This is a genomic window from Pseudorhodoferax sp. Leaf267 (genome assembly GCF_001422405.1).
Lineage (GTDB): Bacteria > Pseudomonadota > Gammaproteobacteria > Burkholderiales > Burkholderiaceae_C > Pseudorhodoferax.
The window spans coordinates 529,647-553,954 of the sequence record NZ_LMMV01000012.1 but is presented as its reverse complement, the minus strand read 5'-3'; the positions used below and the strand labels follow the sequence as shown (position 1 = coordinate 553,954).

Sequence of the window (24,308 nt, the reverse complement as noted above, 5' to 3'; positions counted from 1 at the left end):
GCATGGACTTCTTCGCTCCGCTGGCTAGCCATCCCTGGGCCTACCCCGCGCTGGAGGCCGTGCACATCGTGGGCATCGCGCTGCTGCTGGGCAACCTGGTGGCGCTGGAAATGCGCGTGTTCGGCTTCGCCGCCGCCCTGCCGGCCGAGGCGCTGGCTCGGCTGTCGCTGGGCCTGGCGCTGGCCGGCTTCGGCCTGGCCGCAGCGAGCGGGCTGCTGATGTTCGCCACGCAGCCGCTGGAGTTGATCGCCAACCGCTTCTTCGTGGTGAAGATGGGCCTGCTGGCGCTGGCGGGCTGCAACGCGGGCTGGTTCCATGGCCGGGATTCGCTGAGGAAATTGGACCGGCTTGCACGAGTGCAGATGCTGCTGTCCACTGCGATCTGGCTCACGGTCGTCGTCTGCGGCCGATGGATCGCCTACTGACCTCTTACCCAAGGAGAACCGCCATGACTCTTTCACGCCGCCAGCTGGTCGCCGCCGCCGCGCTCGGCCCGCTCGCGCCCCACGCCTTCGCCCACCATGGCTGGAGCAGCTTCGACCAGGACCGGCCGATCTACCTGGAGGGCAAGGTCATCGAGAGCAAGTGGCGCAACCCGCATGCCGAGCTCGTCGTGGAGACGCCTGCCGCGCTGGCCCTGCCGGCCGACCTGAAGCAGCGCGCGCTGCCGGCCCAAAGCGCCGGCGTCGACGGCGCTGCACTGCTGGGCAAGGCCGTGGTGCCCACGCGAAAGGACCGGCGCTGGGAGCTGGAGCTTGCGCCGCTCACGCGCATGCAGGCCTGGAAGGTGCAGGAGATCAGGGCCGGCGCCCAGATCGCGGCGGTGGGATTCACCTTCAAGGACGAAAAAGGCGAGGCCGTCATGCGTGTGGAATACCTGTTCGTGGACGACCAGACCTACGGGCTGCGCTCCAGCCCGGCGTGATGCCAGTCGGTTAAGTTTGTACGCACGCAAACCGTGCGCTCGAATATTCACGCTATTTAGAATCGCATACAGGACAAGAATCACGACAAGACAACCGCATGCCCATCCGCTTCCCGTGCCTCATCCCTCTGGCGTGGGCTTTGCTGTGTTGGGCACTGCTGTGGAGCGCCCCGGCCCGCGCTGCCGAATTCGTCTACGTCGTACAGCCCGGCGACCATCTCTGGAACATCGCGCAGCGCTACCTGCAGCGGCCCACGCAGGCCCTGGATCTGCTGCGCCGCCACCACATCGCCGACGCGCGGCGCCTGCAGCCCGGCACCCGCCTGCACATCCCGCAGCAGTGGCTGCGCCTGCAGACGGCCAGCGTGCAACTGGCCGCGCTGGTGGGCGAGGTCAGCATCGAGACACCCGCGGCCGGCCTGCGGGCGGCCGTGGCGGGCGAGTGGCTGCAGGCACCGGCCGTGCTGCGCACCGGCCCCGGCGGCAGCGCCAAGCTGCAGTTCAGCGACGGCTCGCACGTCATGGTGCTGCGCGACTCGGAACTGCGGCTGCACGACAGCCTGACCCGGCTCGTGGACCAGGCCGGCATGGTCACGCTGGAGCTGCTGCGCGGCGGGCTGGAGAACGACGTGCAGCCGCGCAAGCCGCAGGGCGGGCGCTTCGAGATCCGCACGCCCGCGGCGGTCGCGGCGGTGCGTGGCACGCGCTTTCGGGTGCACGCGGACGTTGGCGATGCCCTGCAGACCCGCGCCGAGGTGCTGACCGGTGCGGTGCGGCTGTTCAACTCGGACGGCCAGGTGACGGCCGAGGCAGCCCAGGGCAGTGTGGTGCGCGTGCGGCTGGCGCCGCAGCCGCCGGTGGCGCTGCTGCCCCCGCCGGACCTGTCCTGCGTGCCCACGCGCGTCGAACGCCTGCCCTTCGACCTGTTTTTCCCGGCGCTCGACGGCGCCACCAGCTACCGCGTGCAGATCGCGCCCGGGCCGGCCTTCGACGTGACGATCGCCGACGCCACCACCCGCGCACCGCGCCTGGGCGTGCGCGAACTGGCCGACGGCCACTACATGCTGCGCGTGCGCGCCATCGACGCCCAGGGACTCGAAGGCCTGCCGCAGGAACGCCGGCTCGAATTGCACGCGCGGCCCGAGCCGCCGCTGCTGATCGAGCCCGTGCCCGGTGCCGTCACGGCGGACGCGCGCCCGCAGTTCCGCTGGACCGAGCGCGCCGCCGACGGCGCCTACCGGCTGCAGCTCAGCCGGGCCGGCCGGTTCGAGCCCATCGTCGAACAGGTGGTGGACGGCGGCCGGGCCACACCCGCGCAGGACCTGGCGCCGGGCAGTTACCAGTGGCGCGTGGCCAGCATCGATGGCGCGCGGGGCCAGGGCCCGTTCAGCGATGCCCAGGCGTTTCGCCGCACGCTGCCCGGCCCTGACACCCAAACGGCCAGCGACGACGACGGCCTGCGACTGCGCTGGAGCGCGCAGACCGAGGCCGCGCGCTACCGGCTGCAGGTCGCGCGCGACGCGCGCTTCGAGCAGCCGGAGCTCGACGTGCTCAGCGAAGCGCCACAGTACGGGCTGACTGCGCTGGCACCCGGCATCTATTACGTGCGCGTGCAGGCCATCGCCACGACCGGGGAGACCGGCGCCTGGGGCGGCACGCACACCTTCACCGTGGCCGAGCCGCGCGGGTCGCGCTGGCCCTGGCTGATGTTGCTGCTCCCCTTGGTGTTGCTCTGAGCTTCCTGATCGCCTCCAACGCCCCGCCGCCCCGCGCACCGCTGCTGCGTCGACTGGCCAGGGCATTCGTGCGCGCCACCTGGTGGTGGGCGGGCGCCGCCACGGTGCTGCTGCTGGCCTGGTGGCATCCACCCGGGCTGCAGCGCCTGGACCTGCTGGCCTACGACCTCCTGTTGCCCGACAGCAAGCCTTCGGCCCGGGCGCCCATGGTGCTGGCCATCGACGACGCCAGCCTGGCCCGCCTGGGCAGCTGGCCCTGGCCGCGCGCGCTGCATGCGCGCATGCTGGACCAGCTGACGCAAGCGGGTGCCAGCAGCATCGGCATCGCCGTGCTGTTTGCCGAACCCGACCGGCGCGACCCCGCCGGCGACGCCGCGCTGCAGGCGGCCATCGCACGCCATGGCCGGGTGGCGCTGGCCGTCGCGCCCTCGCGCCAACCGGACGGCAGCATCGCGCGCGAGCTGCTGCAGCCGCGCCTGGGCGATGGCCCGCTCGCCTACTGGCTGGGCCACGTGGACGTGGAGATCGACCTGGACGGCCAGTCGCGCAGCCTGTTCCTGCGCGCCGGGCTCAACGCGCCCAGCCTGCCGGCCCTGGCCCTGGCGGTGCACGAACTCGCCGCGCCCACGCACGACCAGTCGGCGGCTCCGCCGCTGCTGACGCCTCCCGCGGCCAGCGACCAGGTGGCATGGGTGCGGCGCGACGAAGCCTTCCCGCCGCGCATGGAAGGCCTGCCGCGCCTGTCGTTCGCCGACGCGCTGGACAACCCGGCGCTGGCCGATGCCGTGCGCGGGCGCAGCGTCTTCATCGGCGTGACCGCCAGCGGTCTGGGCGCCTACCTGGCCACGCCGCTGGCGCCTGCGGCCCACACGCCCCTGCCCGCCATCGTGTTCCATGCCCAGACCTTCGAGGCCCTGCAGACGGACGCGCTGATCGCGCGCGTGTCGGCGCCGCTGGCGCTGGCCTTCGCCCTGCTGGCCATCAGCAGCCTGGCCCTGTGGCCGCGCGGCGAGGGCCGTGGGCCACTGCCCGCGCGCGTCTTGCTGGGCGGCACCGTGCTGTGCCTGCCGCTGCTGGCCAGCGCCGGGCTGCTCGCCTTGCAGCGGCTCTGGCTGCCGCCCGCGCTGTCGATGCTGGCGCTGGCCGTGGCGCTGGCCTTCCGCGAAGCCGGCAAGCTGCGCGCGATCAACCGCCAGCTGCAGCGCTCGCGCCAGCACGCCCAGGCCGCGCTGCAGGCCATCGACGACGCCGTGATCACGCTGGACGCGCAGCACCAGACCATCCGCTTCGCCAACCCCACGGCCCTTCTGCAGGCATCGCCCCAGGTGCTGGAGGGCGCGCGCCTGGCCGACGCCTACCCGCTGACCGAGGACAGCCTGGAGCCGCTGCAGGCCGCCATCACGACCTGCCTGGCCCAGGCCCACAGCGTGCACGTGCTGGAGTTGCTGCACCTGCGGGCCCCCGACGGGCCGCGCAGCCTGCGCGCCACAGCCAGCCCGCTGCGCAGCGCCGACGGGCGCATCGACGGCGTGGTCCTGGTCTTCGCCGACGTGACCAGCGCGCTGGCTGCCGCGCGCGAGCGCGAGCACGCGGCCACGCACGACACGCTGACAGGCCTGCCCAACCGCGCGCTGCTGCACGAGCGGCTGCAACGCACGCTGGCGCGCGTGCAGCGCCAGGGCAGCATGGCGGCCATCCTGTTCGTGGACCTGGACCGCTTCAAGCATGTGAACGACAGCCTGGGCCACCGCACCGGCGAGGAGGTGCTCAAGGTGCTCGCGCAGCGGCTGCGCGACACGTGCCGTGACACCGATACCGTGGCGCGCTGGGGCGGCGACGAGTTCGTGCTCATCCTCGAAGACGTGGGCAGCCCCGAGGGCGCCGCCATGGCCGCGGCCAAGATCGTCGAGGCGCTGTCCTGGGACATCGCGCTGGGCCCCGACTTCAACGACCGCCGCCTGCCCAGCGCCGGCAGCGTGGGCGTGGTGCTGGTGCCGCGCGACGGCACGCAGATCGAAGACCTGATGTCCAAGGCCGACATGGCCATGTACCGCGCCAAGTCCCAGCCCAAGGCCAGCTTCCACATCTGGGCCAGCGACATCGACGCGGGCCTGCACGACCGCCTGGCGCTGGAGGTCGACCTGCGCCAGGCGCTGCAGGAAGGCCAGCTGCTGTTGCACTACCAGCCGCAGTACGCGCTGGACCGGCGCCGCCTGGTCGGCATGGAGGCCCTGATGCGCTGGCAGCGCGGGCCCGGCCACCTGGTGCTGCCGGCCGAGTTCATCCACATCGCCGAGGAGTCGGGCCTGATCATCGACATGGGCGGCTGGGCCGTGCTGCAGACGGCGCGCCAGATTGCCGCCTGGCTGGGCGCCGGGCTGCAGCCGCCGCCGGTCGCGGTCAACATCTCCGGCCGCCAGTGCCTGAACCACGAGATCGTGCAGGTCGTGCGCGCGGCCCTGCGCGAGACGGGCATCCCGCCGCAGCTGCTCAAGCTGGAGATCACCGAGACCACCGCCATGACCGACGGCGACCATGTGATCGGCCTGCTGCGCGAGATCCGCGCGCTGGGCGTGGGGCTGTCGCTGGACGATTTCGGCACGGGCTATTCGTCGCTGGCCTACCTCAAGCACTTCCCGCTGAACGAGATCAAGATCGACCGCAGCTTCGTGGGCGCCCTGCCCGACAGCCGCAACGATGCGGCCATCGTGCACGCCACCATCGCGCTGGCACGCGGCCTGGGCCTGCAGGTCGTGGCCGAGGGTGTGGAAACCGAGGCGCAAAACCGCTTCCTGGCCGCGCGTGGCTGCCACAGCGCGCAGGGCCATCTTTACGGCGGCGCACGGTCGGCCGGGGAAACGACAGGGCTGCTGCGGTAAGCGCAGCATGTTGCGGCCCTGTCCTGCGCGCGGTCAGCGTGCCGGCCGACGACGCAGCCCGCGTGCAGGCCTTCCACTCTGATTCCATCCCATCGCATGACGGGCGACCGCGTGGTGCCGAACGCCGGCAGCGCGGCCAAGGCCCGCCCGCGCGGACAAGAACAACAACCATCAGGAGCACCGCCATGCAGCCAGCGCGCCGCCCCCTTCTCCTGGTCGCCCTGACCGCCCTTCTGACCGTCGTCGCCACCCTGGTGGTCCTGAACTTCACGAGCGGCGAGAAGAAGCTGGACCAGAAGGTCGAACGTGCCTACGCCCTCAGCGACGCCCAGTACCAGCGCGCCCTGGGCGTGCTGCTGGGCCCGCCCATCCTGGAAGGCAACCGCTTCGAGGCGCTGCACAACGGCGACCAGATCTTCCCGCCCATGCTGGCCGCCATCCGCGCAGCGCAGCACAGCATCACCTTCGAGACCTACATCTACTGGTCGGGCGACGTCGGCCGCGACTTCGCCGATGCCCTGGCCGAGCGCGCGCGCCAGGGCGTGCCCGTGCATGTGTTGCTGGACTGGGTGGGCAGCGCCAAGATCGACGAGAAATTCCTGGAGGAGATGGAGGCGGCCGGGGTGCACATCCGCAAGTTCCACAAGCCGGTCTGGTACGACCTGGCCCGCTTGAACAACCGCACCCACCGCAAGCTGCTGGTGGTCGACGGGCGTATCGGCTTCACGGGCGGCGTGGGCATCGCCCCCGAATGGACCGGCAACGCGCAGGACCCGGGGCACTGGCGCGATTCGCACTTCAAGGTCGAAGGGCCGGTGGTCGCGCAGATGCAGGCCGTGTTCATGGACAACTGGATCAAGGCCTCGGGCCAGGTGCTGCACGGTGCGCGCTACTTCCCGGCGCTGCCCGCGGTCGGCGAGGGGCGGGCCCAGGTGTTCAGCAGCTCGCCTTCGGGTGGCAGCGAGAGCATGCACCTCATGTACCTGCTGTCGATCGCGGCGGCCAGCAAGACCATCGATCTGTCGAGTGCGTACTTCGTGCCGGACGATCTGACCGTGCAGGCCCTGGTGGCGGCGATGCGCCGCGGCGTGCGCCTGCGCATCATCACGCCGGGGCCGATCATCGACGCGCAGACCGTGCGCGCGGCGTCGCGCGCCAGCTGGGGGCCGCTGCTGGAGGCCGGCGCGCAGATCAGCGAATACCAGCCGACCATGTTCCATTGCAAGATCTTCGTCGTCGACGGTCTGCTGGTCTCGGTGGGCTCGACCAACTTCGACAACCGATCCTTCCGGCTGAACGACGAGTCCAACCTGAACATCTACGACGCGCGCTTCGCGGCGGAACAGACGCAGCAGTTCGAAGCCGACCTGCGCAACGCCCAACGCATCACGCTGCAGGCCTGGCAGGAGCGCCCGCTGCGCGAGAAGGCGATGGAACGCCTGGCGTCGTTGCTGTCGGCCCAGCTGTGACGGGGGCGCGACGCGCCGGCGCGCCTCAATGCGGCAGCGCCGCCGCCGGCCCGAACCGCACGCGGTAGCAGCGCGTGAAGCCCTGCGGCGCCGGTGCGTGGTCGAACTGCGCGCCGTGCACTTCGGCGATCTTGCGCACCACGCGATGGCCCAGCCCGAGGCCTGCGATCGTCCCGCTGGCCACCGTGCCGGGCACGCGCGGGCCGTTGTCGCAGACCTGCAGGGAGCGCGCGTGCGCGTCGACCTGCACTTCCACCAGCGTGCCGGCCGGCGTGTGGTGCAGCGCGTTCTCAATGAGATTGCGCAGCAGCAGCTCCAGCAGCAGGGGGTGGCCCAGCACCGGCATGGCGTGCTCGGCCTGCAGCGCCAGCTCGTGGCCGGTGCGCTGCGCCTCGGTGGCGAAGCCGGCGACCACGTCGCGCGCGAGGGCGCCCAGTTCCAGTGGGACCGCCACCTCGCCCCACTGCGCGCGGCTGGCGCGCGCCAGGGCCAGCACTTCGGCCAGCACCTGGGCGGCGCGCTGCGCGTCGTGCTCCAGGCGGGCCAGCAGCGCGGCGCGTTCCTGCGGATCGTGGGTCTCGCGCACGCCGCGCGCCTGCAGCGTGACGGAGGTCAGCGGGGTGCGCATCTCGTGCGCCAGCTCGCTGGCCAGCTCGCGCTCGCTGGCCAGCGCAGCCTGGTAGCGCTCGGTCAGCAGGTTGATGGAGGCCACGACGGCCTTGAACTCCTGCTCGGGGTGGCTATGGCGCAGCGGTGCGGCTTCGTGGATGTCCAGCGCATCCACGTCCTCGGACAGGGCGTACAGCGGGCGCAGGCCGCGGCGGATGGCCAGGCCCAGCGCCAGCGCCACCACCGGCAGCAGCCAGACGCCGGGGCCGGCCACCTGCTCGGCGATGTCTTCGGCCAGGTCGTCGCGCTCGCGCACACTCAGCAGCACCATGACCTTGCGCTTGTGCTCGGTGCGGTCCCAGCGCGAGAACGCGCGCCAGGGCGCGGGCGGCGCGCCGAGCTGCAAGGTCTCGAAGCCCTCGGCCTGCGTGAACGGCGGCGGCGGCGCCTCGCCCGTGCGTGTGAGCACGCGGCCCTGCGCGTCCCAGACCACGATGCTCAGCGACTGCTGGTAATCGTGGCTCTTGAGCTCGCCCATGCTGGGCATGGCAGTGGCCGGGTTGCGCGCGCTGAACTGCCAGCCGCTTTGCGCCAGCAGCAGCGACGCGACGCTGGCCAGGTGGCCGTCGGTCAGCTCGTCGGCCTCGCGTTCGCCCGTCATGTAGCCCAGCGCGATGAAGCTGGCCCACACCAGCACCAGGGCGCCCAGCGTCCAGCCCAGCAGATGGCGCAGCAGGGATCGGCGCAACAGATTCACGCAGGATCTTCCGGCATGAAGTAGCCGACGCCCCGCATCGTGCGGATCACGCCCTCGCCGAGCTTCTTGCGCAGATGGTGCACATGGACTTCGATGGCGTTGCTCTCCAGCACCTCGTTCCAGGTGTACAGCTTGGCCTCGATCTGCGCGCGCGACAACACGCGCGGCCGCGCCTCGACCAGGGCCAGCAGCACGCCGAACTCGCGGCCCGACAGGTCCACCGGCTCGCCGTCGCGCAGCACCGTGCGGGCCGCCGGATCGATGGCCAGGGCGCCGCAGCGCACCAGCGTCTGCGCGCGCCCGGCCGCGCGCCGGCGCAGCGCGCGCATGCGGGCGGCCAGCTCGTCCGGGTCGAAGGGCTTGGTCATGTAGTCGTCGGCGCCCAGGTCCAGCCCGGCGATGCGCGAGGCGATCTGGTCGCGCGCGGTCATGATGAGCACCGGCGTGGCGGTGTCCGACGCGCAGCGGGCTTGGCCCTGGCGCAGGCGGCGCAGCAGGTCGGTGCCGTCGCCGTCGCGCAGGCCCAGGTCCAGCAGCACCAGGTCGAAGGGCTCGGCGCACAGCGCCGCCCAGCCGGCGGCCACGCTGTCGCACAGGTCCACCGCCCAGCCCTGGCGTGCCAGGTGCGCGCGCAGCCCGGCGGCAATGCCCTCGTCGTCTTCCACCACCAGTACTCGCATGCCGGCATTGTGGCGCGCCGTCGGTTAAGAAAGCCTTAAGCACGCGGCCGGACAGTGCCGGCCATGCACACCCCATCGCTCCCCTCGCGCGCGCCGCTGTGGCCGCTGCTCGCCGCGCTGCCCCTGCTCGCCGCCTGGGACCTGTCCGGCCTGGACCTCACGCTGGCGCATGCCGCCGGCACGGCCGCGGGCTTCGCACTGCGCGAGCACTGGCTGCTGACGACCGTGCTGCACCAGGGCGGGCGCGCCATCGCCTGGGCCTTGGCACTGGCCCTGGTCCTGGCAGTGTGGTGGCCGGTCGGCGCGCTGCAGCGCCTTTCTTACGCGCGCCGGCTGCAGCTGGCCGTGACACCCATGGTCATCACGGCGCTGGTCGGCCTGCTCAAGTCGCAAAGCGGCACGAGCTGTCCCTGGAGCCTGGCCGAGTTCGGCGGCATCACGCCCTACCAGTCGCATTGGCTGGACTTCCTGGCCTCCGGCGGCGCGCGCGGGCACTGCTTCCCGGCCGGCCATGCGATGGCCGGCTTCTGCTTCGTGGGCGGCTACTGGGTGTTCCGCGACCAGGAGCCGCGCCTGGCGCGCATCTGGCTGGCGGCCGCACTGGGCGCCGGGCTGCTGCTGGGCGTGGGCCAGCAACTGCGCGGCGCACATTTCATGAGCCACACGCTGTGGTCGGGCTGGATCGCCTGCGCGGCGGCGCTGGCCGTGGACACCGTGCGCTGGCGCAACGCGCGCGGTGCGCCGTCTGCCGCGATGGGGGTGCAGTCGTGAGCGCCGTCTGGCCCCCCGTCCTGACGGCGCCGCGGGCCGAGCCGGCCCGCAGCTCCGTGCCCGCCTGGCTGCGCACGCCCGGCGCCGTGCTGGTGATCGCCAGCCTGTGGATGGCCGCGGCCACCAACCCGGCGCTGTGGCGCGAGCTGCGCACCGTGTCCATCCTGCAGGCGCCGGGCGGCCTGTTCTTCGCCGGGGCGCTGGGCCTGGCGGTCACGGCCATCCTGGTGCTGCTGGGCAGCCTGCTGGCGTGGCGCTGGACCTTCAAGCCGGCGCTGATCGCGCTGCTGATGGTCTCGGCCATCGGCTGCCACTTCATGTGGCGCTACGGCATCGCCATCGACGCCAGCATGCTGACCAACGTGCTGCAGACCGACCCGCACGAGGCCGCCGACCTCGCGTCCTGGCCGCTGTTGATGACGCTGGGCGGCCTGGGCGTGCTGCCGGCCTGGGCGGTCTGGCGCTGGCCCGTGCAGTACGGCCGCTGGCCGCGCCGCGCCGGGCGCAACCTGCTGCTGGCCTTGGCCGCTCTGGCGGTGCTGGGCGGCACGCTGCTGGCCAGCTACCAGCCGCTGGCCTCGAACTGGCGCAACCACAAGCAGCTGCGCTACCTGATCAACCCGCTCAACACCGTCTATGCCGCCGGCGCGCTGGCGGTGCAGCCCCTGCGCCGCCCGCCCGGGCCGCTGCAGGCCGTGGCGCTGGACGCGCACCTGGCCCCGCCCCTGGCCCGCCCGCCGCTCGTGATGCTGGTGCTGGGCGAGACCGGCCGCGCCGGCAACTTCGGCCTGAACGGCTACGCCCGCGACACCACGCCGGCCCTGGCGCGCGAGGACGTGGCGAGCTTTCGCGACGCCTGGTCATGCGGCACCAGCACCGCCGCGTCCGTGCCCTGCATGTTCTCGCACCTGGGCAAGCAGGGCTTCGAGGCGCGCAGCGGCGAGCACGAGAACCTGCTCGACGTGCTGCAGCGCGCCGGGCTAGCCGTGCTGTGGCTGGACAACCAGTCCGGCTGCAAGGGGGTGTGCGCCCGCGTGCCGCATGTGGAGACGGCCGGCCTCGCCGACCCGTTGCTGTGCAAGGGCGGCCAGTGCCTGGACGGCATCTTGCTCAAGGACCTGGACGCGCGCATCGCCGCGATGCCGGCCGAGCGCCGCGCGCGCGGCGTGGTGCTGGTGCTGCACCAGATGGGCAGCCATGGCCCAGCCTATGCCGAGCGCTCACCGGCCGCCAGCAAGCGCTTCACGCCCGAATGCATCGGCAACGACCTGCAGCACTGCGCGCGCGAGGCCATCGTGAACGCCTACGACAACTCCATCGCCTACACCGACGAGGTGCTGGCGGGCGCGATCGGCTGGCTCAAGACGCAGACCGCCCAGTACGACCCGGCCATGGTCTACGTGGCCGACCACGGTGAGTCGCTGGGTGAGAACAACCTGTATCTGCACGGCCTGCCCTACGCCATGGCGCCCGACGTGCAAAAGCACGTGCCCTGGATCACCTGGCTGTCGCCCGGCTTCCAGGCACGCCGCGGCGTGGCCATGGACTGCCTGCGCGCCCAGGCCGGCGCGCACATCACGCACGACCACCTGTTCCATTCCATGCTGGGCCTGGCGGGGGTGCAGACGCAGGTCTACCGCCAGGACCTCGATGCCTACGCATCCTGCGCGCCGACCTGAAGGACGCACCGCGCCTGCAGCCTGTGGCTGCGGGCCGGCCCATGCGTCAGCGCTCTGGCGCACCCCGCTCGCCGCGCGATGCATCGTCCTGCCTGGGCGCGGCGTCCAGCACGAGCAGCACCGCGCCGGCGCAGGCCTGGACCAGTCCCAGCAATCCCACCAGGATCCCGACGGCCACGCCGGCCGACGGCGCAACGCCGAACGCCGACAGCGTCAGCGCAGCAGCAGCCTCGCGCGTGCCCCAGCCACCGAAACTGATGGGCAAGGTCGCCATGACGAAGATCGGAACGGCCGACACCAGCCAGGCCCAGTAGGGCAGATCGAGGCCCAGCGCAAGCGCCGCGCAGGCGAGCGCAGCCACCGACAGGATCTGCACGACGGCCGAGCCGAGCACCTGCCTGCCGTATTCGCGGCCCCACTGCGGGCGACGGACCACCGTTGCCACGCGCGCCCACCGCGCGCTGCCTGGGGCAGCCTTGGCCGCGGCGCGCCGCGCGGCGAGGATCGCCAGGGCCGGCGCGGCCAGCAGTGCCAGGGCCAGCGCCGCCACGACGCCGAAAGGCACCGCTGGCAGGCCCATGGCGGCCAGCGCCTGCGCGGCGCCCGGTGCGGCCACCAAGCCCCACGCGGCGGCCAACAGGCCCAGCACGGCCAGGATCCACAGGCCGCTCAGGCGATCGAGCAGCACGGAAAGGCCAGCCTCCAGCATGCCCAGGCCGCGCCGGCGCAGTGCCGCGGCGCGGTAGACGTCGCCGCCGACCACGGCGCCTGGCAGCAGCGCATTGAGGGCGACGGCCTGGAAATAGACCCGTGCGGCCTGCCCGAGCGGCATCTCATGGCCGAGCCAGCGCGCGATCGAGCGCCAGCGCCACGCCGAGATCAGGTTGCCCGCGACGGCGCAAGCCAGCGAAGCCAGCATCCACGGCGTGCGGGCCTGGCGCAAACGGTCGGCCACGGCAGGAAGATCGGCGGCCCACAGCACCGCGGCCATCAACATGAGCGCACACAGCACGCGCGCCCAGCCCGGAATGCGCCGGCGAGCGCTCAAGCCCGGCGCGCCATCGTCTGCGGGTGCACGGGCTCGGCCACACGCTCACGCACCTGGTACTGCACGCCACCGCTGCGCTCGTAGTAGATGCGCATCATCATCTCGCCGATCAGGCCGGCGACGATGAGCTGGATGCCGACCAGCAGCAGCATCACGCCCGCCAGGAGCAAGGGCCGCCCGCCGATCGCTTCGCCACCCAGCTTCAGGGCCAGCAGGTAGAGCAGCACCACCGACCCGGGCAGTGCAAGCCACAGCCCCAGGCCGCCGAATGCGTGCAGGGGGCGCTGCCGGTACCGCAGGAAGAACAGGATCAACACGAGATCCAGCACCACGCGAAAGGTGCGGTCGATGCCGTACTTGGACTGGCCTTTGGCGCGCGCATGGTGCCGCACCGGCACCTCGGCCACGCGCGCGCCGGCATCGTGCGCGAGCAGCGGCAGGAAGCGGTGCAGTTCGCCGTAGAGCCGGATCCTGTCCACGATGACACGCCGGTAGGCCTTGAGCGCACAGCCGTAGTCGTGCAGCACCAGCCCGGTGGACCGCGAGATCAGCCGGTTGGCCAGCAACGAGGGCAGGCGCCGCGACATCGCCTTGTCCTTGCGCTGCTGGCGCCAGCCCGAGAGCATGTCGACGCCGGGGTCGGCGTCCAGGCGGTCCAGCAAGGCCGGGATGTCCAGTGGATCGTTCTGCAGGTCGGCGTCCAGGGTGACGACGTAGCAGCCACGCACGCGGTCGAACCCGGCCTGCAAGGCGCTCGACTGCCCGTAGTTGCGCGCCAGGCACACGGGCCGCAGCCACGGGCGGCTGCCGGCCAGCTGGTGCAGCAGGTCGGGCGTGCCGTCGCGCGAGCCATCGTCGACGGCGATCAACTCGAAGCTGCGCCCTGTCGGCCGCATCGCCTGCTCGACGCGATCGACAAGATCACCCACGCTGTCGGCCTCGTCATACATGGGCACGACGATGGAGACATCGGGCGCGGACGACGCGGCGGGAGCGGAGGCTTCGGTATGGTGCAAGGTCTGCATGGGCGGGCCGCAGGGCGCGGTGGGGCTTGAGGGGGAGGCATTCTGGGCCCCGATCGTAGACGACGCCCATGGCCTGAATCGATGCGAGGGGCTTCGGAACACAGGAACAATTGCGAGCCATAATGCGCGCGCCTTGCTTCCAGCTGTGAACGCACCGTCCCCCACGAACCCCGTCTCCCATGCCGTAGCGCCCGCGCGCAGCGTGTTGGATAGGTCCGGCTGGTCATGGCTGCTGCTGTACTTCGCAGCCCACGTGGTCTGCCGCACACTGGTGTCGCCGGCACTGGAACTGGACGAGGCCGAGCAGGCTTTGTGGAGCCAGCAGCTGCAAAGCGGCTATGGCGCGCAGCCGCCGCTCTACACCTGGCTGCAATGGGCCACCTTCCAGTTGCTGGGTGCCTCGGTGTTCTCGCTCTCGCTGCTGAAGAACACCCTGCTGGGCCTGACCTACGTCCTCGTGTTCCTGGCGGGCCGGCTGCTCATGCCGGCGGGCCTGGCTGCGGTGGCTTCGGCCTGCATGCTGCTGCTGCCCCAGATCGGCTGGGAGTCGTCGCGCGATCTGACGCATTCTGTGCTGCTGACCACGATGGCAGCGGCCACGCTGTACGTGGTGCTGCGCCTGCAGTTCCGCCCGTCGCCATGGCTGTATCTGCTGCTGGGCCTCGTGATCGGCCTGGGGGCCCTGTCGAAATACAGCTACGCGGCCTTCGTCGTGCTGCTGCTGCTGACCGTGGCCACCGGCCGTGACACGCGCAGCATGCTGCGCAGCCCCTGGCTGCTGGCGACCGCCGCGGTCGCGCTGCTGGTCGTGGCGCCCCACGCGCTGTGGCTGCTGACGCATTGGCAGCAGGCCACGCAGGGCACCGTCCACAAACTGGCCGGCGCCGCAGGCGGCATCGGGCGCGGACTGGCCAGCCTGCCGTTGGCGCTGGCGGCGTTCGTGGCGCCTTGGGCGCTGGTGATGCTGGCGCTGTTCGGCCGCGCGCTGTGGCGTCCTGCACCCGGCTGGCCGCGCGGGCCCGGCCCTGCGCCGGCCCTGGACATCGTGGCGTTTTGGCGCCGCTATGCGGTTGCACTGGCACTGGCCTTCCTGGGCATGGTGCTGTTCGGCGGCGTCACGCACTTCAAGGACCGCTGGATGCTGCCCTTCCTGTTCTGTGCGCCGCTGATGCTGTTCAGCAGCCGGCTGCACCTGGCCGAGCATCCGCGGCTGCCATGGCTGCGGCGCGTGCTGCTGGTCGTGGCGCTGTTGACCCTGGTGCTGCTGACGCTGCGTGTGCCCTTCCACGCCATGCGCAATCGCCCCGATGAACTCAATGTCCCTGCGCGTGAGCTCGTGCGCGCGCTGCGCGTGCAGGGCTACAACGGTGGCGGCACCATCCTGACGTCCGATCCGACACTCGGCGGCATCCTGCGCCTGGCGTTTCCGGCCGCCCGCGTGGAACTGGTGACGGGCACGACGGCATCGCCGCTGGGCCGCCCTGTGCTCGCGATCGACAGCACCAGCCGCTGCGGGACGATGACGGAGGCCGCGGCGTCGGACGCCACCCAGCATCCCGGCGCGCTGCGACTGCTGGGAACGCGCGCGCCGATCAGGGAAATCGCCCTGCCCTACGCGTTCGGCGACGCGGCGCTGGCGCCGGCGTGCTACCGCTACGGCCTGCTGCCCTGACAGCGGCGCCTGGTCGGCCCGCGCCGGGGACGGCAGCAACTGCACGAAGCCCGGTCGCTCATGGATGGACGCAGGCGGACGCCCTGCGCGGGCGGGCCGTCGTCGCGCCGCCTCAGCCCTGAAACTGCGGCTGCAGCTGCCGCACCCGCTGCATCGCGATCGACGCGGCGGCCGTGCGGGTCTCCACGCCCATCTTCACGTACACGCGCTCCAGGTGCTTCTTCACGGTGGCCGGGCTCGCGCCCAGGATGTCGCCGATGTCGCGGTTGGTCTTGCCCTTGACCAGCCAGTACAGCACCTCGGCCTCGCGCGCGGTCAGGCGGAACGACAGACTCATGGCCTCGATCACGGCGGCGTCCGATTCCTCGCGCATCACGATCAGCCAGTCGCCGCCGCCCTCGCTGTCGCCGGTCTGCTGGTGCAGGCGGAACGTGAGCCGGCGCGCGCCGTGTTCGAGGGCCAGCGGCGGCGGCTCGATCTGGCGCTCGGCATCGGCAAGATGCAGGCGCAGCCAGTCCATCACCACCGCGGGTGCCAGGCTGGCGCTGCCGGGCGGCGTTGGGCCGCCGCAGTAGCGCTGCAGCAGTTCGCGCGCCAGTGCCGTCTGCCACATCAGCCGGCCGTCGCTCGCGCGCACGGTGATGCTGGCGTAGCCGAACGCGTCGAGCGCGTTGCGCGCCTGGCCGGCCTGGCGCTGCGCCTGGCGGCGTTCGCGCGCGCCCTGCAGGTGCACGCCCATGCGGGCCAGCACCTCCTTGGGCTTGATCGGCTTGGTGACGTAGTCGACGCCGCCCGACTCCAGCGCCGCGACAAGGTGCTCGGTCTCGGTCAGGCCGGTCATGAAGATGATGGGGATGTGGGCGGTGGCCGGGCTGGCCTTGAGCCGGCGCGCGACCTCGAAGCCGTCCATGCCCGGCATCATGGCGTCCAGCAGCACGATGTCGGGCAGGGCCTGCGCTGCGCGCTGCAGCGCCATCTCGCCGCCGGTGGCCACCAGCACCGTGCAGCCGGACTCGTCGAGCGCATCGTGCAGCACCGACAGGTTGTCGGGCACGTCGTCGACGATCAGCACCACGTCGCTGTTGGCGCGGTCCAGGGTCTGGTCAAGCGGATCGGGGTGCATCGTTCAGGAGTCGGCCCATGGCCTCGAACTGGAATTGTCGCGCCAGCGCGCGCATCTTTTCGGTGAAGCCCGCGCACTCGGGCTGCTCGCGCGCGATGAGGTCGAGCTGGTTGGCGATGCCGCGCACGAAGCCCAGGTCGACCGCGCCCTGCAGCGCATCGAGGTGTGCGGGCGCGGGGTAGACCAGCGCGGCGATTTGCGGCGCCGCGGCCGAGGCCGGCGTGGGCAGCTGCTCCAGCCATGTCAACGCCAGCTGCCGGCCCAGCCAGTCCAGCAGCTCGGAATGGCGCACGGGCTTGACCATGAAGTCTTCGGGCCGGATGCCGACGTCGTTCTCCAGCCCCTTGTCGAAGGCGTTGGCCGAGACGATGGCCACGCGCGGCGGCTCGGGCAGCAGCGCGCGCAGGCGGCGCACGGTCTCCCAGCCGTCGATGCCGGGCATGGCCAGGTCCATGAGGATGGCGTCGGGCCGGTAGCCGGCGACCAGCAGGTCCAGGCAGTCGTGGCCGCTGGCGGCCATGCGTAATTCGAAGCCCAGCGGCTCCAGCAGGTGCACCAGCAGTTCGCGGTCGGCCTCTTCGTTGTCGACGACCAGGATGCGGCGGCGCGTGCCCGCGTAACCGCGGCGCGGCGCGACAGGCGCGGGTTTGGCAACCGGGCGGCCGGCCGTGCCGTGCAGCTCGGGCAGGAACAAGCGCACCTTGAACACCGAGCCCTCGCCGGGCTGGCTGCTGGCCGTGAGCTCGCCGCCCATCAGGTCGGTCAGCATCTTGGCGATGGTGAGGCCCAAGCCGGCGCCGGGCGCGGCCGGGCCGGGCGAGGCCACATGGGCGGCGCGCTCGAAGGGCTCGAAGATGCGGGCCAGCGCGTCGGGCGCGATGCCGGGGCCGGTGTCGGCGATCTCCATCACGGCCATCTCGCGCTGGTAGCGCACGCGAAAGCGCACGTGGCCGGCGGCCGTGAACTTTATGGCGTTGCCCAGCAGGTTGATGAGGATCTGGCGCAGCCGCTTCTCGTCGGCGCGTACCACTTCGGGTAGCGCGCCCTCGGCCTCGAAGTGGAAGGCCAGGCCCTTGTCCTGCGCCTGCAACTCGAACAGCGCGGCCACCTCGTTCACCGTGTCGGCGAAGGCCAGCGGCTTCATGGTCAGCGTGAGCTTGCCGGACTCGATGCGCGCGATGTCCAGCGTGCCGTCGATGAGCTGCAGCAGGTGTTCGCCGCCGCGGCGGATCACATGCACGGCATGCTTGCGGTGCGGCGGCACGGCCTGGTCCTCGCCCATCAGTTGCGCGTAGCCCAGGATGCTGTTGAGCGGCGTGCGCAGCTCATGGCTGATGGCGCTGATGTAGCGGCTCTTGGCCTGGTTGGCCTGGTCGGCCTGCTGGCGCGCGCGCTCGGCCACCTGGCGCGCCTGCTGCAGCGCGGCGTCGGTCTGGCGGTGCGACTCGATCTCGCGCATCAACAGGTGGGTCTGGCGGTTCGACTCCTCCTGCGCCACCTGCCGGCTCTTGTGCGCCAGCACGAACCACCAGGCGACGATGCCGGCGATCAGCAGCAGGGCCATGTAGGCCTTCACGAAGCCCGAGCGCAGTGCGTCCTCGGCCAGGCGCAGGGCGGCGTCTTCCACCACCGCCGTCTCCTGGCTATAGAGCAGGCCGAACACGGCCGCCAGCAGCGGCACCACCACCAGCATCAGCAGCAGGAAGTGGCCCAGGCCCGTGTCCAGATAGGGCCAGATGCGGCGCGGCAGCAGCCAGCGCAGCGCGGTGGACCACTGCCAGGACAGCGAGGCCCTGGGCTTGCACAGGTCGCCGCAGCGTGCGTCCAGCGTGCAGCACAGCGAGCAGATCGGGCCCTGGTAGGCGGGGCAGTGCGCCATGTCCGGGCCCTCGTATTCACGCTCGCAGATCACGCAGTGGCGGGCCCGGTGCCCGGTCGCGTCCGATGTGCGCGCGATGTAGTAGCGGCCCTTCATGGCCCAGGCGATCAACGGCGACGCCACGAAAGCCGTGCCCAGCGCGATCAGCGCCGAGAAGGCCTGCGCCGTGGGCCCGAACGCCCCGAGGTAGGCCGAGATCGACAGCACCGAGGCCAGCGCCATCGCGCCCACGCCCACGGGGTTGATGTCGTACAGGTGCGCGCGCTTGAACTCGATGCCCTGCGGCGACAGGCCCAGCGGCTTGTTCACGACCAGGTCGGCCACCACGGCCATGATCCAGGCGATCGCCAGGTTGGAATACAGGCCCAGCACCTCGCCCAGCGCCTGGAACACGTTCATCTCCATGAGCATGAACGCGATCAGGGTGTTGAAGACGACCCAGACCACGCGGCCCGGGTGGCTGTGCGTCACGCGCGAGAAGAAGTTGGACCAGGCCAGCGAGCCCGCGTAGGCATTGGTCACGTTGATCTTGAGCTGCGAGACCACGACGAACACGGCGGTCGCCGCCACGGCCCAGCCGTAGTGCGGGAACACGTATTCGTAGGCAGCCAGGTACATCTGGTTCGGGTCGACGGCGCGGTCCTTGGGCACCATGTGCGTGATCGCCAGGTAGGCCAGCAGCGCGCCGCCCAGCATCTTGACCACGCCCAGCACCACCCAGCCCGGCCCGCCGGCCAGCACGCCGAACCACCACTTGCGCCGGTTGGCGGCCGTGCGCACCGGCATGAAGCGCAGGTAGTCGGCCTGCTCGCCCATTTGCGTGATCAGGGCTATGCCGACCGTGAGCGCTGCACCAAACAGGTTCACATCGAAGCCCAGGTGGCTGGCCTTGTCCCCGACATAGTGCGTGACGCCCGCGAACGCACCAGGATCGCGCATCAGCACGTAGACGAAGGGCACGACCAGCATCACCAACCACAGTGGCTGCGTCCACACCTGCAGCCGGCTGATGGCGGCCACGCCGTGCGTGACGAGCGGGATGACGACGACCGCGCAGACCAGGTAGCCCCAGGTCGGCGGGATGCCCAGCGCCAGTTCCAGCGCGTAGGCCATGACAGCGGCCTCCAGCGCGAAGAAGATGAAGGTGAAGCTGGCGTAGATCAGCGAGGTCAGCGTGGAGCCGATGTAGCCGAAACCCGCGCCGCGCGTGAGCAGGTCCATGTCCAGCCCGTAGCGCGCGGCGTAGATGCTGATCGGCAGGCCGGCCAGGAAGATGATGAGCCCTGTCGCGACGATGGCCCAGAAGGCGTTGATGAAGCCGTACTGCACGAGCAGCGTGGCGCCCACGGCCTCCAGGATCAGGAAGGACGCAGCCCCGAAGGCCGTGTTGGCCACACGCCATTCGGACCACTTGCGCGCGCGCTGCGGCGTGAAGCGCAGCGCGTAATCCTCCATGGTCTCTCGAGCGACCCAGCTGTTGTAGTCGCGCCGAACCTTGACGATGCGTTGCGGCGCGGCGTCCAGCGCGGCGCGGTGCGCGTCGGTTTTGTCGTCGGCTTCAGGGTCGGCTGGCTGGTTGGGCGTATGCACCACCGTGCAGCGCAGATTCCGTGCCATGGGCCGGCACGGTGCGTGCTAGAGAGAGCAGGCAACCCCCAGTCTTCGCGCTGCGCGCTCCGCCAACCCCCTTCTGCGACGCGAAGGGGGCGCACCCAGCGGCCTGGCAACGCCAGGTCCGCGGGTGCCCTGGCATGGTCTGCTCCACTGCGTTGGGCGGGCTGGAGGCACCACGCATCGCCGCTGACATGACCCAACATTCGAGATCGAGACACCGCCCATGGAACTGACGCCCAGAGAAAAAGACAAGCTGCTGATCTTCACGGCCGCCCTGCTGGCCGAGCGCCGCAAGGCGCGCGGGCTCAAGCTGAACTACCCCGAAGCCATTGCGCTGATCAGCGCCGCCGTGATGGAGGGCGCGCGCGACGGCAAGACCGTGGCGCAGCTCATGAGCGAGGGCCGCGACGTGCTGACGCGCGCCGACGTGATGGACGGCATCGCCGAGATGATCCCGGATATCCAGATCGAGGCCACCTTCCCCGACGGCACTAAGCTTGTGACCGTGCACCAACCGATCGTCTGACCTTTTGCGATGGAGACTGTTTCATGCGTATCCGCCCTGCTCTTCTGACCGTGCTGCTGGCCGCCCCATGGGCCGCTCTGGCCCATGTGGGCGCCGATGGCAGCGCACATGCGCACGTCGGCTTCAGTGATGGCCTGGCCCACCCGTTCACGGGGCTGGACCACCTGGCCGCCATGCTGGCCGTGGGCGTGTGGAGCGCGCTGACGGCGCGCCAGCCGCGCGACATGGCCGCCGCGCCGCTCGCGTTCGCAGCCATGCTGCTGGCCGGTGCGCTGGCGGGCCTGGCCGGCGTGGCGCTGCCGGCGGTGGAGCCCATGATCGCGGCCTCGCTGCTGGTGCTGGGCCTGCTCGTGCTGGCGCGGCTGCGGCTGCCGGCGCCCGTGGCGGCCGTGCTGGTCGGGGCGTTTGCCGCCTTCCATGGCGTGGCGCATGGCGTGGAGCTGGCAGGCGAGACCGGTGGTGCCGCGGCGCTGGCCGGCATGGTGCTGGCCACGGCAGTGCTGCATGGCGCCGGCCTGGCCCTGGGTTGGGCGCTGCGCACGCGCTACAGCTGGGGGCCGCGCATCGCGGGCGCAGCAGTCGCCGTGTTCGGCGCGGCCATGCTGGCCCAGGTGGTCTGAGCCATGGCCATGACGCCAGGCGAACTGCTGGTCGACGACGGCGACCATGCACTGAACCCCGGCCGGCGCACGCTGGCGCTGGTCGTGCAGAACACCGCGGACCGGCCGATCCAGGTCGGCTCGCACTACCACTTCGCCGAGACCAATGGCGCGCTGGGCTTCGACCGCGAGGCCGCGTGCGGCATGCGGCTGAACATCGCGTCCGGCACGGCCGTGCGCTTCGAGCCCGGGCAGCAGCGCACGGTGGAACTGGTGGATTTCGCCGGCGACCGCGTGGTCTACGGCTTTCGCGGCCTCGTGCAAGGAAGACTTTGACCATGGCAACCATTGGACGACGCGCCTACGCCGAGATCTTCGGCCCCACCGTGGGCGACCGCGTGCGGCTGGCCGACACCGACCTCGTGATCGAGGTCGAAGAGGACTACACGCTGCGCGCCGGCGGCTATGGCGAAGAGGTGAAGTTCGGCGGCGGCAAGACCATCCGCGACGGCATGGCGCAGGGCCAGATGACGCGCGCGGCCGGCGCCGTCGACACGGTGCTCACGAATGCGCTGATCCTGGACCACTGGGGCATCGTGAAGGCCGACATCGGCCTGAAGGACGGGCGCATCGCCGCCATCGGCAAGGCCGGCAACCCGGACGTGCAGAGCGGCGTGGACATCGTGATCGGCCCGGGCACCGAGATCATCAGCTGCGAGGGCAACATCGTGACGGCCGGCGGCATCGACAGCCACATCCACTTCATCTGCCCGCAGCAGATCGAGGAGGCGCTGGCCTCGGGCGTGACGACCATGCTGGGCGGCGGCACGGGGCCGGCGACCGGCACCTTCGCCACGACCTGCACGCCAGGCCCCTGGCACATCGAGCGCATGCTGCAGGCGGCCGACGCGTTCCCGATGAACCTGGGCTTCCTGGGCAAGGGCAATGCGAGCCGGCCCGAGGCGCTGCACGAGCAGATCGAGGCCGGCGTGATCGGCCTGAAGCTGCACGAGGACTGGGGCACGACGCCGGCCGCCATCAGCAACTGCCTGGACGTGGCCGACGCCACCGACACGCAGGTGGCGATCCACTCGGACACGCTGAACGAGTCGGGCTTCGTGGAAGACACCATCGCCGCGACCAAGGGCCGCGCGCTGTGCGCGTTCCACACCGAGGGCGCGGGCGGCGGGCATGCGCCCGACATCCTGCGCGTGGTGGGCGAGGCGAACTTCCTGCCCTCCTCCACCAACCCCACGATGCCCTACACCGTGAACACGCTGGACGAGCACGTGGACATGCTGATGGTCTGCCACCACCTGGATGCGGGCATCGCCGAGGACCTGGCCTTCGCCGAGTCGCGCATCCGCAAGGAGACCATCGCGGCCGAGGACATCCTGCACGACATCGGCGCGATCAGCATGATGAGCAGCGACAGCCAGGCCATGGGCCGCGTCGGCGAGGTCATCATGCGCACCTGGCAGACGGCGCACAAGATGAAGCAGCAGCGCGGCACGCTGTCCGAGGACAGCGCGCGGCACGACAACTTCCGCGCCAAACGCTACATCGCCAAGTACACGATCAACCCGGCGATCGCACACGGCATCAGCCACGAGGTGGGCAGCCTTGCGGTCGGCAAGTGGGCCGACATCGTGGTCTGGAAGCCGGCCTTCTTCGGCGTCAAGCCGTTCACGATCATCAAGGGTGGCAGCATCGCGATGGCGGCCATGGGCGACCCGAATGCGTCGATCCCGACACCGCAGCCCGTGCACTACCGGCCCATGTTCGGCGCCTTTGGCGGGTCATTGGCCAGGGGCTCGTTGACCTTCGTGTCGCAGGCCGGCCTGCAGGCCGGCATCGGGGAACGTTTCGGGCTGCGCAAGACGCTGAGCGCGGTGAAGAACATCCGCAGCGTGCGCAAGCAGGACCTCGTCCACAACGGGGCGCTGCCGAAGATGGAGATCGATCCACAGACCTATGCGGTGCGCGCGGACGGGCAGCTGCTGACCTGCACCCCGGCGACGGTGTTGCCGATGGCGCAGCGGTATTTCCTGTTTTGAGCGTCAGCCGTGCGGATGAAGATGGCTGCGAATCCAATCGGCGAAGTGCGATTCTTCGAGGCCGCCCGCTGCCAGCTTCAGCATGGTCAGCACGCAGTCCCCGTCGCCCGCCGACAGCGAGAAGCCATTGAGCTCCAGAAACAGTTCGACCGCGACGAAGGCCGTGCGCTTGTTGCCATCGACAAAGGGATGGTTGCGGGCAATGCCGAAGCCGTAGCTGGCAGCCAGCGCTGCGGCGTCGGGCTGCCCGTAGTGGGCAAGCTGGCGGGGCCGCGCCAAGGCCGATTCCAGCAATCCAACATCGCGCGTCCCGGCGCCACCACCGTGTTCGGCCAGTTGCTCTTCGTGCACGGCGACCAGCACCTCCGGCAGCAGCCAGGTCCACGGGTCATTGGCGGCCGTCATTTCGCCAGCTCACGCAACACACTGCGTCGTCGCTTCATGACCGCGCGCGCCGCTGTCATCTGTGCCTCGAACGCAGGATCATGCGGACGCAAAGCGATGCCGTTTTCCAGGTCTGTGGCGTATACCGTATCCCCTTTTTCGAGCTTCATCCGTGCCAGCATTTCCTTGGGCAGGATCACACCCACGGAGTTGCCAATCTGGGTCAATTTGATGGCGGTCATGGAAGCTCCTGGTGGTGCGAAGTTATAACAAACGTTATATTACCAACCCATTCGACCACAGACAAGTCCACCATGCTCACCGCAAGCAAACTCATGCTCCAGGGCCAGGGCCTCGCCCCGGTCCTGCTCAAGCGCGCCGCCACGATCGAACTGGACTGGGACGTGCGCCAGAAGAGCCGCTTCGACGGCACCGATTCGCAAGGCCGCCAGCTGGGTGTGTTCCTGCCCCGCGGTACCCTGGTGCGCGGCGGCGACGTGCTGGTGGCCGAGGACGGCTCGCTGGTGCGCGTGCTGGCCGCGCCGCAGCCGGTGCTGGTGATCACGCATTGCAGCGCGCACGGCACGCCGTTCGACCTGGTGCGTGCGGCCTACCATCTGGGCAACCGCCATGTGCCGATCGAGCTCAAGCCTGACCACCTGAAGATCGAGCCGGACCATGTGCTGGCCGACATGCTGCGCGCCATGCATTTGATCGTGCGCAAGGACAGCCTGGCGTTCGAGCCCGAGGGCGGCGCCTACCAGGCGCAGGCGCATGGCCATGGTGCTGGCCACGACCACCGCGAGCACCACCATGCCCACGGCCATGCGCATGGTCATGGGCATGACCACGGTCACCACGACCACTGAACCGAAC

At 70.9% G+C, this 24,308-nt stretch carries 21 protein-coding genes; 13 read left to right on the top strand and 8 right to left on the bottom strand.

Annotated features, from left to right (window positions below):
- The first annotated feature begins 2 nt into the window (after window positions 1–2).
- The 5 genes from ASF43_RS14380 (at window position 3) to ASF43_RS14360 (ending at window position 7,009) form a co-directional block, all read left to right on the top strand.
- A complete protein-coding gene (locus tag ASF43_RS14380) occupies window positions 3–425 on the top strand; it encodes a hypothetical protein (protein WP_056182173.1) in 423 nt (140 codons plus the stop codon).
- Between the two features lie 23 nt (window positions 426–448).
- Complete coding sequence (locus ASF43_RS14375; RefSeq protein ID WP_056182171.1) at window positions 449–925, top strand: DUF6152 family protein; 477 nt, start codon at window positions 449–451, stop codon at window positions 923–925.
- A 98-nt stretch (window positions 926–1,023) separates the two neighbouring features.
- The gene (locus tag ASF43_RS14370) at window positions 1,024–2,661 is read left to right on the top strand and encodes a FecR domain-containing protein (protein WP_056182166.1); all 1,638 of its coding nucleotides are present in this window, start codon (window positions 1,024–1,026) and stop codon (window positions 2,659–2,661) included.
- Window positions 2,662–2,729: 68 nt separating this feature from the next.
- Window positions 2,730–5,540, top strand: a complete 2,811-nt coding sequence (locus ASF43_RS14365) for an EAL domain-containing protein (RefSeq protein ID WP_056182163.1) — start codon at window positions 2,730–2,732, stop codon at window positions 5,538–5,540.
- Between the two features lie 185 nt (window positions 5,541–5,725).
- Window positions 5,726–7,009 (top strand): phosphatidylserine/phosphatidylglycerophosphate/cardiolipin synthase family protein, encoded by a 1,284-nt coding sequence (locus ASF43_RS14360; protein WP_056182160.1) that lies wholly within the window; start codon window positions 5,726–5,728, stop codon window positions 7,007–7,009.
- Window positions 7,010–7,034: 25 nt separating this feature from the next.
- On the opposite strand, the gene ASF43_RS14355 is transcribed toward ASF43_RS14360, so the two are convergent.
- Both ASF43_RS14355 and ASF43_RS14350 read right to left on the bottom strand, forming a co-directional pair.
- Window positions 7,035–8,375, bottom strand: coding sequence for a histidine kinase dimerization/phospho-acceptor domain-containing protein (locus ASF43_RS14355; RefSeq protein ID WP_056182158.1), 1,341 nt, complete (start codon window positions 8,373–8,375; stop codon window positions 7,035–7,037).
- Window positions 8,372–9,055, bottom strand: a complete 684-nt coding sequence (locus ASF43_RS14350; RefSeq protein WP_056182155.1) for a response regulator transcription factor — start codon at window positions 9,053–9,055, stop codon at window positions 8,372–8,374. The genes ASF43_RS14355 and ASF43_RS14350 overlap by 4 nt, the downstream gene beginning before the upstream one ends.
- Before the next feature lie 63 nt (window positions 9,056–9,118).
- Between ASF43_RS14350 and ASF43_RS14345 the strand changes: the two genes are divergently transcribed.
- Window positions 9,119–9,826 carry a phosphatase PAP2 family protein gene (locus ASF43_RS14345; RefSeq protein WP_056182152.1) on the top strand — a complete coding sequence of 236 codons (708 nt, stop codon included), beginning with the start codon at window positions 9,119–9,121 and terminating at the stop codon, window positions 9,824–9,826.
- Window positions 9,823–11,505, top strand: a complete 1,683-nt coding sequence (locus ASF43_RS14340) for a phosphoethanolamine transferase (RefSeq protein WP_056182148.1) — start codon at window positions 9,823–9,825, stop codon at window positions 11,503–11,505. Before ASF43_RS14345 ends, ASF43_RS14340 begins: the two co-directional genes overlap by 4 nt.
- Before the next feature lie 46 nt (window positions 11,506–11,551).
- Here ASF43_RS14340 and ASF43_RS14335 read toward each other — a convergent pair whose 3' ends face one another.
- Window positions 11,552–12,553: a lysylphosphatidylglycerol synthase transmembrane domain-containing protein gene (locus tag ASF43_RS14335; RefSeq protein ID WP_235578251.1), complete on the bottom strand. Its 1,002-nt coding sequence runs from the start codon at window positions 12,551–12,553 to the stop codon at window positions 11,552–11,554.
- The gene (locus tag ASF43_RS14330) at window positions 12,550–13,578 is read right to left on the bottom strand and encodes a glycosyltransferase family 2 protein (protein WP_056182143.1); all 1,029 of its coding nucleotides are present in this window, start codon (window positions 13,576–13,578) and stop codon (window positions 12,550–12,552) included. Before ASF43_RS14330 ends, ASF43_RS14335 begins: the two co-directional genes overlap by 4 nt.
- Window positions 13,579–13,780: 202 nt before the next feature.
- On the opposite strand from ASF43_RS14330, the gene ASF43_RS14325 reads away from it, so the two are divergent.
- A complete protein-coding gene (locus tag ASF43_RS14325; protein WP_200932529.1) occupies window positions 13,781–15,250 on the top strand; it encodes a glycosyltransferase family 39 protein in 1,470 nt (489 codons plus the stop codon).
- Window positions 15,251–15,362: 112 nt separating this feature from the next.
- On the opposite strand, the gene ASF43_RS14320 is transcribed toward ASF43_RS14325, so the two are convergent.
- Together ASF43_RS14320 and ASF43_RS14315 are read right to left on the bottom strand one after the other, a co-directional pair.
- Window positions 15,363–16,373: a response regulator transcription factor gene (locus ASF43_RS14320; RefSeq protein WP_056182137.1), complete on the bottom strand. Its 1,011-nt coding sequence runs from the start codon at window positions 16,371–16,373 to the stop codon at window positions 15,363–15,365.
- The gene (locus ASF43_RS14315; RefSeq protein WP_082497857.1) at window positions 16,354–19,869 is read right to left on the bottom strand and encodes an ATP-binding protein; all 3,516 of its coding nucleotides are present in this window, start codon (window positions 19,867–19,869) and stop codon (window positions 16,354–16,356) included. The genes ASF43_RS14320 and ASF43_RS14315 overlap by 20 nt, the downstream gene beginning before the upstream one ends.
- A gap of 220 nt (window positions 19,870–20,089) precedes the next feature.
- Between ASF43_RS14315 and ASF43_RS14310 the strand changes: the two genes are divergently transcribed.
- The 4 genes from ASF43_RS14310 to ureC are packed head-to-tail and all read left to right on the top strand — an operon-like array spanning window position 20,090 to window position 23,048.
- Window positions 20,090–20,392, top strand: a complete 303-nt coding sequence (locus tag ASF43_RS14310) for an urease subunit gamma (RefSeq protein WP_056182134.1) — start codon at window positions 20,090–20,092, stop codon at window positions 20,390–20,392.
- A gap of 23 nt (window positions 20,393–20,415) precedes the next feature.
- Entirely contained in the window at window positions 20,416–21,012 is a 597-nt protein-coding gene (locus tag ASF43_RS14305; protein ID WP_056182132.1) for a HupE/UreJ family protein, read from the top strand.
- Window positions 21,013–21,021: 9 nt separating this feature from the next.
- The gene (locus tag ASF43_RS14300) at window positions 21,022–21,327 is read left to right on the top strand and encodes an urease subunit beta (RefSeq protein ID WP_056182129.1); all 306 of its coding nucleotides are present in this window, start codon (window positions 21,022–21,024) and stop codon (window positions 21,325–21,327) included.
- Between the two features lie 2 nt (window positions 21,328–21,329).
- The gene (ureC, locus tag ASF43_RS14295; protein ID WP_056182127.1) at window positions 21,330–23,048 is read left to right on the top strand and encodes an urease subunit alpha; all 1,719 of its coding nucleotides are present in this window, start codon (window positions 21,330–21,332) and stop codon (window positions 23,046–23,048) included.
- Between the two features lie 3 nt (window positions 23,049–23,051).
- Here ureC and ASF43_RS14290 read toward each other — a convergent pair whose 3' ends face one another.
- A complete protein-coding gene (locus ASF43_RS14290; RefSeq protein WP_056182124.1) occupies window positions 23,052–23,453 on the bottom strand; it encodes a type II toxin-antitoxin system death-on-curing family toxin in 402 nt (133 codons plus the stop codon).
- Window positions 23,450–23,674 (bottom strand): AbrB/MazE/SpoVT family DNA-binding domain-containing protein, encoded by a 225-nt coding sequence (locus ASF43_RS14285; RefSeq protein WP_056182121.1) that lies wholly within the window; start codon window positions 23,672–23,674, stop codon window positions 23,450–23,452. Before ASF43_RS14285 ends, ASF43_RS14290 begins: the two co-directional genes overlap by 4 nt.
- A gap of 72 nt (window positions 23,675–23,746) precedes the next feature.
- Between ASF43_RS14285 and ureE the strand changes: the two genes are divergently transcribed.
- On the top strand, window positions 23,747–24,301 hold the full coding sequence (ureE, locus tag ASF43_RS14280; RefSeq protein ID WP_056182118.1) for an urease accessory protein UreE: 555 nt from the start codon (window positions 23,747–23,749) through the stop codon (window positions 24,299–24,301).
- The last annotated feature ends 7 nt before the right edge of the window (window positions 24,302–24,308 follow it).